Below are 6,660 nucleotides of genomic sequence, written 5' to 3' on the forward strand. Positions count from 1 at the left end.
TCGGCCAGGGGACCACGATGTTGCTTCGATGGCAACAATCGTACGCAACGAGATCCCCTCATGCCCGTGGGCCACACTCCGCCCGCACCGGCAGCCTGAGCTGCCGGCTTACGGGAGGACGGCCCATCGTGTGTAATACCCATCTCGTGCAAAGAGCCCCATTGAGGGCCGCGGGAAAATTCCGTAAGGTCCGTTGGAGGGGCGACGACATGGCCGGTTGGATCGCCGATTCCGCACAGGGTGTCCGTTCGAACGATGCGGACTGCGCGGCGGGATGCGACACGCCGGCCTTGGCCACCCGGCGACAGGCCCCCGCGCCGGCTAATCCATGACAAGGACGTCGATGATGCTGCGCTACCTGCGCATGGCCGCTCGCCTGATCTGTGCCGCCCTGGTGGCTGGCGGGAGCTGCGTCCACGCGGCCATGCCTGCCGTTCCCGAACTGCCGCCGAACGAGACGGCCGGTGTCCCCATTCCGCCTGGGCGGATCGATGCCGCGGTCAGCCAGCTCGACGGGTTGGCGCGGGAGATCATGCAGCGTACCGGTATTCCCGGCATGTCGGTCGCGGTCGTGCACGAGGGCCGCAAGGTCTTCGCCCAGGGCTATGGCGTGCGCAATATCGACATGGAGGGCGACGTGGACGCCGATACCGTCTTTCAGTTGGCCTCGCTGTCCAAGTCCGTGGGGGCCACCGTTGTGGCGCGCCAGGTCGGCAGGCACAGCGTCCGGTGGAACGACCCCGTCGTCAAATACCTGCCGCGGTTCCGGCTGGCCGATCCCTGGGTAAGTGCCCATGTGACGCTGGCCGACCTTTACGCCCATCGCTCCGGGCTGCCCGACCATGCCGGCGACGACCTGGAGGATCTGGGCTACGACCGTGCCCAGGTGCTGGAACGGCTGCGCTACCTGCCGCTGCATCCCTTTCGTTCGACGTACGCCTATACCAATTTCGGCGTGACCGCGGCGGCGGAAGCGGTGGCGCGGGCCGCCGCGACGGATTGGGCGAGCCTGTCGGAGCAGGCGCTCTATAAACCGTTGCATATGGACCGCACCAGCTCGCGCTTTGCCGACTTCGAAGGCACCGGCAACCGGGCCCACGGCCACATCAAGAGCGGTGGCGTCTACCGGCCCAGCTACCAGCGCGAACCCGATGCGCAATCGCCCGCAGGCGGCGTCAGTTCAAGCGCCAACGATATGGCGAAGTGGCTGACCATGCTGATCGGCAATGGCGACGATGCGGCCGGCCAGCCCTTTATCGCGGCAGACGCACTGTTGCCGGCGATAACGCCGCAGGTGATTTCGCGGCCTGCTTCGTCGCCCAGCGCCAGGGCGGACATGTACGGCTATGGGTTCAATCTGAATGTGCAGCCCTCGGGCCGCACCAGCATCAGCCATTCGGGCGCATTCGCGCTGGGCGCCGGCACCGCCTTCGCGATACTGCCGTCCGCCAAAGTCGGCATCGTCGTGCTGACCAACGCGGCGCCGGTCGGCGCGGCGGAGGCGCTGATCGCCGAGTTCATGGAGCTGGTGCAGTTTGGCGAAATCCGGCGGGATTGGCTGGCCGGCTATCAGGCCTTGTTCAAGCCCTATGCCGAGCCGGCCGGGACCTTGGTCGGCAGGCAGCCGCCCAGCCAGCCGGCGCCCGCGCGCGAACTGGGTTTCTACACGGGCGATTACGGTAACGAGTACTTCGGCACCGCCCGCGTCGTGGCGGACACGGGCGGGCTCACGCTCTTGCTGGGTCCCAAAGACATGCGTTTTCGCATGCGGCATTGGGATGGCGATCGTTTCGTGATCGGCATGCACGGCGAAAACTACGAGGAAGGATCCGTGTCCGCGGTTGATTTCAGCGGGGCCGGCGCGCACGGCATGGGATCGATGACGGTGGAATTGCTGGATAAGAATCGCCTGGGCACGTTTCGCCGCCATTGACTCGCGAGGCGCGGGCCCGCTGGCCATGCACCTCGCACCATGCGCTAAAGCAGGAAGAGCGCGGCGCCCGCGACGCAGGTTGGCGCAAGCGCGCCAAGGAACAGGCCACCCACGCTAACCGCCCCATCGCGGAAATTGCCGCGCAGCAGCGACACACCCGCCGGATTGGGAGCATTGGCGATGACCGTGAGGCCGCCGCCCGTGACAGCGCCGGCGACCAACATGTATTTGGCCTGATCCGAAATGCCGTCGATCAGCGAACCGAGGTAGGTCAGCGCCGCGTTATCGGTAATAGCCGTCAATGCTGCCGCACCGAAGAACAGCACATTGGGTTCGAGCGCGCTGACGATGGGTTGCAGCCACCATTGTTGCATGCCGCCCAGCACCACCAGGCCCGCGAGGAAGAAGCCGACCAGCAGCGCCTCCCGAATGATGAGACGGTCCTCGCTCTGCTGATATGCCTGCGTATAGCCGAGAAAAAAGAGAAACAGGCCAAGGAAAATGATTGGGTGGTGCGCCATGATCACCACCGCGGCCAGGAACAGCAGATGCACGAGGATGGACGTGGTGGAAACCTGGGACGCCCTGCCGTTGCCGCCCGGGGCATCGGTCGCGCGCAGGTGGCGGCGCAGCAGCAGCGTTGCCAGCGTCCCGTTGATCATCACCGCGATCGCCGCCTTCCAGCCGAAATGCTGCAGCATGAATGCCGAGTCCCACCCCCAGGTGTTGGCCACGATCAACACCGGCGGCGCGGCATAGGAAGTCAGCGTGCCGCCGATCGAGATGTTGACGAACAGCACACCAAGCGCCGCATATTTAAGACGTTCCGGCATTTCGCGATGAAAGACCTGGGGCGCGAGCATGAGAGCGGCGATAGTCATGGCCGCCGGCTCGGTGATCAGCGAGCCGGCCAGCGGCACGACGCTCAGGTTCAGCCACGCCTTCGCGGTCGCGGTGGGCACCGGCAGGAGCCGCGCGATGGCCTCCACGCCACGCATGACGACCGTCAAAACCGGCAGCGAAGCCGCGATCACCATTACGACGAATACGAAAGCTGGTTCCGTATAGTTGCGGCTTTCCGCGTAGCTAATCGCATCCGCGCGGCCGCGGGCGATGGCCATGATTACCAGCAGGATGCCGGCCCAGAAACCGAAGACTACCTCGACTTCGCCCAGCAGATGGAACAGGCCCTGATGTCGCTTGGAGTAGTGCGCCGCTTTCAGGAACAGCGGCGTGGTGAAGGTATGGAGCAAGGCGATGCCGAAAATGGCGGCTGCGATGATATTCAGGGCGGGCATTCGGTGTTTCCTTTCCCGTCGGGAGACGATCCGGACGCACCGGAGTATTCGCTGATTCGGGTGACGTCGACCCAAATGCGAGATCGGACAACCTTCTGTACCAATTCGAACAGATCTGGCGTGCTGGCCGCGGGTACCCGGACTTGCTGTATCAGCGTGTGCAGATCCACGCGCAGTAGCGGACGGCGTTGACCCATGCGGGTACTGCCCTCCATGCGTATCCGGATACCGGTGATGGGCGCGTACGCGGGGCGATCGATCGCCCCGGCCATCACTTCGAAGTGTAGCAGCGCATCGTCCGGCGGCAGGACGGCTTCGTGCAGGGCGTTCAGGGTGGAGCAGATATAGATGTCGGCGTGCCCCGTCCGGGGCACGGACCCGGAGGCCTCCGGCAGCAGCCATTCCTGCGTACCGATGACGCCTGCCAATCTGTCCGGCGAGCGGTCGCACGGCGGCGGGTCCAGCCTGAGCCGATCGAATTCCAGGAGTTCGACCAGTTCCACAAACGGCAAACGGCGCACCATGGTGATGGCCGCGCCGGAACAAGCCGCTTTCGCGCGAGCGTAGAAGGGAAGGTCAATCGCTGTCATGCGCAGAGTGCAGGTTTTTGCGGCGGCCGCTGCGCCGCCGACGGGGCGGCACACCGGTCACCAGGTGAAGGGCAGGGTCAGGACTCCGTCTGCAGCCGCATCTGTTCACGCAGTTTGCGCCGATTACGCAGCGTGGAGAGGACCAGCCAGCCCGCCAGGGCGAATATCGCCAAGATGAATGCCGCGCTGATCGGCCGGTCGACGAAGATCGCCATGTCACCGCGCGAAAGCAGGAGCGCGCGGCGGAAGTTCTCTTCGACCATCGGCCCCAGCACGAAGCCGAGCAGCAGCGGCGCCGGCGAGAAGCGCAACTTCAGGAACAGATAGCCCATCATCCCCAGTACCAGCACCATCCCCACGTCGAACAGGCTGTTGTTGGTGCTGTAGACGCCCACGCAGACGAAGAACAGCGCGGAGGGAAACAGATACTTGTACGGTACCTTCAGCAGCTTGGCCCACATCCCGATCAGGGGGAGATTCATGACCACCAGCAGCACATTGCCGATCCAAAAGCTGGCAACCAATCCCCAGAAGATGTCCGCATGCTCGGTGACCATCTGCGGGCCCGGCTGGATCCCGTGGATGATCAGCGCGCCCAGCATCAGCGCCATCACCGAATCGCCCGGGATGCCCAGGCTCATTGTCGGGATGAAGCTGGTCTGTGCCGCCGAGTTGTTCGCGGCTTCGGGGCCGGCGACGCCTTCGATCGCTCCGTTGCCGAAGCGCTTCGGCGTTTTGGACACACGCTTTTCCACCGCGTACGACATGAACGAGGCGATGGTGGCGCCGGTGCCCGGCAGGATGCCCAGGATTGCGCCTATCGCGCTGCCACGGGCGATAGGTGCGACCGACCCGCGGACATCGCCAGGCTCCGGACGTACGGACATGCGATTGCCGGACTTGACCACCGATGCCTTGCCGATACGGTTGACGTTGGCGAAGAAGTCGGCCAGGCCGAACAGGCCCATCGCCAGGGCGACCAGCGGCAGACCGTCGCTCAGTTCGATCACGCCGAATGCATAGCGGATGGTCCCGGTGTTGACGTCGGTGCCGATGACCCCGCACAGCAATCCCAGGAATACCATCGCGATGCCCTTGATGGCGGAGCCCTTGGCCAGCGTGGCGCCGGCGAACAACCCCAGCATCATCATCGAGAAGTACTCCGCCGGTCCGAACTTGAAGGCGACCTCGACCAGTAGCGGCGAGAACAGGATCATGATCAGGATCCCCACGCACGCGCCGATGAAGGATGCGAATACCAGCATGAACAGGGCCGAGCCGGACTTTCCCTGGCGCGCCAGCGGATTGCCGTCCAGGCAGGTGACCGCGTGCGACGGCGTACCGGGCAGATTGAGCAGGATGCAGGTAATGCCGCCCCCGTACTGCGCGCCGTAGTAGATGCCAGCCAGCATCATCAGCGCGGCGGTAGGAGTCATCGCATAGGTCAGGGGCAGAAGGATCGAAATCGCCGCCAGCACGCCCATGCCGGGCAGCACGCCGATCAGGTTGCCCATGAAGACGCCGAACAGCGACCATGCGAGGTTTTGCCATTGGAATGCGACGGAAAACCCGTGCAGCACATTGTCTAGCAGTTCCATCTCACCTCCACTGGAACATCGGGAACTGCAACTGCAGCGCCCAGGAGAACACCACCGCGCCGAACAGGCTCATCGCTGCCGCCAGGATGGCGGCCGATCGCGGCGTATTGGACGTGTCGCCCATGGCTGCCGTAAAGACCAGGGCGAAGGTGGCCGGCAGGAAGCCCAGGTATTGGCCTACGACGATGAAGAGCACGATGCCGCCCGCGATGCAGGCCATCCCCCGCAGGCGATCCGCGCGCGTCGGTCCCGCCTGGTTGTCGTGGCCCTCGTCCTGCATGACTTCGTCGGGATCCGGGCTTAATGGAATGAGCACGCCCAGGACGACCAGGAAACCTCCCAGCAGCATCGGGAAGTAGCCCGGCCCCATGCGTGCGAGTTGCCCGATCTGGTAGGTGTACGCCTGCAGCATGGTAAGGGCGCCGACCGTCGAAATCAGCGCGCCTCCCCATAGATCCCTTCGGTATAGCCGTAACTTGCTTCGCATTTTTTGCCCCCCCAGCTTGTGTGGTCGTTGCGTCGTACTCCGCTCGCTCGCGGAGGTGAAAGAGCCGGCACTTTAGGGGCGAGGGCTTGCACTTCGCTTTCAGGGGCAGCGGCGGTTTTTGCGGGTAAACCAGGGGTTTCCAGTGCGTCGCGGCGAGTGCTGTCGGGCCGGATGGACATGTTCAGCCTCCGATGTTCAGAAAGGTGAACATGGCGCCGATCGCACGCAGCCCTGACAGGGCGGCCCGCATTGCGCAGCCCGTGCTGGCATGCTTTTCGCCGGGGTTTAGGCGGCTTGCAATATTTTTCAAACTACCGCGCCCGCGCCGCCTGGCTGTGCAAGGCATAATCAAGCCCTTTGCATTCGGGGGGACTGCATGACGCGCTTCGGCCGCCTGCCTTTGACCGTTCGGATTCCACTGTCTGTCGCGCTGTTGTTCCTGGCCATATCGACCGCCTTGATTTCCCTCTCGCTGCATGGCGTCTCGCGCCAGTTCGACCGCCAGATCGACGACCTGGGACAGGTGTATCTGGACGGCCTGTCCGCCGCGGTATTGCCGGCCGTCCGGGCGCGGGACAATGTTCTCGTGAACGAGGTGCTGAACCGGGCACTGGGCGGATTCAACCGGTGGTTGCAACACCTTTGATCGACGAGGTGTTGCATGGGACGAAGTGCGAGGCAGGTGTATCGGTTGACAGGGCGAGAAGCGATGTACTCGCCGGGCGCGCCATCACTTGGACATGAGATCGAGCGC

The 6,660-nt window shown here is 64.3% G+C and carries 6 protein-coding genes; 2 read left to right on the top strand and 4 right to left on the bottom strand.

Going from position 1 to position 6,660, the window contains the following annotated elements; translation table 11 throughout:
* Positions 1-328: 328 nt before the first annotated feature.
* On the top strand, positions 329-1,933 hold the full coding sequence (locus ACO1P8_RS19455) for a serine hydrolase (protein ID WP_486297530.1): 1,605 nt from the start codon (positions 329-331) through the stop codon (positions 1,931-1,933).
* A gap of 44 nt (positions 1,934-1,977) precedes the next feature.
* Here ACO1P8_RS19455 and ACO1P8_RS19460 read toward each other — a convergent pair whose 3' ends face one another.
* The 4 genes from ACO1P8_RS19460 to ACO1P8_RS19475 all read right to left on the bottom strand — a co-directional run bounded on the left by ACO1P8_RS19460 (position 1,978) and on the right by ACO1P8_RS19475 (position 5,831).
* Entirely contained in the window at positions 1,978-3,231 is a 1,254-nt protein-coding gene (locus tag ACO1P8_RS19460; protein WP_486297531.1) for a putative Na+/H+ antiporter, read from the bottom strand.
* On the bottom strand, positions 3,219-3,821 hold the full coding sequence (locus tag ACO1P8_RS19465) for a hypothetical protein (protein ID WP_486297532.1): 603 nt from the start codon (positions 3,819-3,821) through the stop codon (positions 3,219-3,221). The genes ACO1P8_RS19460 and ACO1P8_RS19465 overlap by 13 nt, the downstream gene beginning before the upstream one ends.
* Positions 3,822-3,898: 77 nt before the next feature.
* Positions 3,899-5,419 (bottom strand): tripartite tricarboxylate transporter permease, encoded by a 1,521-nt coding sequence (locus ACO1P8_RS19470; protein ID WP_486297533.1) that lies wholly within the window; start codon positions 5,417-5,419, stop codon positions 3,899-3,901.
* 1 nt (position 5,420) lies between these two features.
* Positions 5,421-5,831, bottom strand: a complete 411-nt coding sequence (locus tag ACO1P8_RS19475; protein WP_486297534.1) for a tripartite tricarboxylate transporter TctB family protein — start codon at positions 5,829-5,831, stop codon at positions 5,421-5,423.
* Between the two features lie 451 nt (positions 5,832-6,282).
* On the opposite strand from ACO1P8_RS19475, the gene ACO1P8_RS19480 reads away from it, so the two are divergent.
* The gene (locus ACO1P8_RS19480) at positions 6,283-6,552 is read left to right on the top strand and encodes a hypothetical protein (RefSeq protein ID WP_486297535.1); all 270 of its coding nucleotides are present in this window, start codon (positions 6,283-6,285) and stop codon (positions 6,550-6,552) included.
* Positions 6,553-6,660 lie beyond the last annotated feature (108 nt).

The organism is Bordetella sp. (genome assembly GCF_057362025.1).